1 protein-coding gene is annotated in these 1467 nt (G+C 58.1%); it reads right to left on the reverse strand.

Annotation, left to right across the window (positions count from 1 at the left end):
* Positions 1–75: 75 nt before the first annotated feature.
* Entirely contained in the window at positions 76–1380 is a 1305-nt protein-coding gene (locus GWE18_RS41825; RefSeq protein WP_275191290.1) for an IS701 family transposase, read from the reverse strand.
* Positions 1381–1467 lie beyond the last annotated feature (87 nt).

Here is a 1467-nt window from a genome sequence, read left to right on the forward strand (position 1 = left end):
CATCGAGATAGTGTAGACACGAGAGCAGCGTTCAGTCTTCTCCGAACGGTCGCAATCGAATTTGGAACGTGTCGTTCAGGCCGCAATGGCGGATCCCCTCGGCCGATAAGTTTCGGGAATTGCAGCTTGCGTGAATAGCTTGGTGGAGGCTGTCTCTGAGGGGGGAATCGTCTCCCGCTCGGAGACCAGAAATCCGTAGGCGGCAATGCACAGTGTTGCATGATGGTGGAAGCCACGCCAGCTTCGTCCCTCGAAGTGGCCAAGGCCGACCTCCTGTTTGAGGTCGTGGTAGTCGCGCTCAATGCGCCAGCGCAGCTTGGCGATATCGACCAGCTGACGGAATCCAACGTTCGCCGGAAGCGTTGAAAACCAATATTTGGTCGGAGCTTCCTCGCCCTCTGGCCACTCGATCAACAGCCATTCCTCCGGCCGGCTTTCGGCAAGCCAGTAATCTCGGTGTGCCGGACGGACGCGCACACGGGCAAAACGCGAAGACAACCGTTCTGCCGTACCCTCACGCCACGTGATCTTGTGCCAAGCATGCGCTGGCAGACCGATCGCAAGCTTCTTGGCCGAAATCGGTCGGTGTTTGCTATCACGCCGTAGCAGTTTTGGAGGTCGTCCGTTCCCCGACCACTTCTTCGGCGGACGCGGTCCAGTTCCGAGTGCCCATACTGAGGTTTGTGGCAAGATGCCGGCCACATAGCTCAGGCCCAGTTCGGTAATACTCCCACGCAGAGCGGTGTCGGTGCCATAGCCGGCGTCCATCAGTACCACGCCGCGCGGCAAGCCCACCGCACAGGCCCAACGCAAATGATCAAGTGCAATCGCCGGCTTGGTCTTGAAGGTGATTTCCTTGGGGACTCCAGCTTTGTGCCGGCGTGCACGATCCGTCACCCACTCCCTTGGTAGATAGAGCCGGTAGGCCACCGGCAAGCTCGCATGATGGTTCGCAAGCGAAAGCGTCACGGCAACCTGACAATTGTCTTGCTTGCCCAACTGACCGCAATATTGCCGCGCAACCCCAACCGAATGCCGCCCCTTCTTGGGAAAGCCCGTATCATCGATGATCCAAGCTTCGATCTCTCCGTGGCGTTCGATGCCCGGCAGCACTAACTCACGGATCTTGGCCAACACTTGCTGATCCGACCAGTCGCCTTGACCGACAAAATGCAACAACGCCTGATGCTGCGCTGCTGTCCGCTCAGGAGCCGTCATCGCCGCCATCGGCTCGACACTCTTGCGATCGCACGGCATCATCAGCCCAGTGCAGTAATCGCGAAGCGGTTTGGCCCGTCCCGCATGTCCGATCACGCTTGCAAGACCCTCAATATATGCCGAAAACCGCGACGCTACGTCTCCCGATCTTGTGAGACCCATCTCAGCCTCCCCATGCTGAAAAGTGAGTCTTCTCAAATATATGATTCCTGTCGACAAAGACCGCGACACTCTGACTCAGTAAGACTA

The organism is Bradyrhizobium sp. CSA112 (assembly GCF_029051645.1).
In the GTDB taxonomy this organism is placed as follows: domain Bacteria; phylum Pseudomonadota; class Alphaproteobacteria; order Rhizobiales; family Xanthobacteraceae; genus Bradyrhizobium.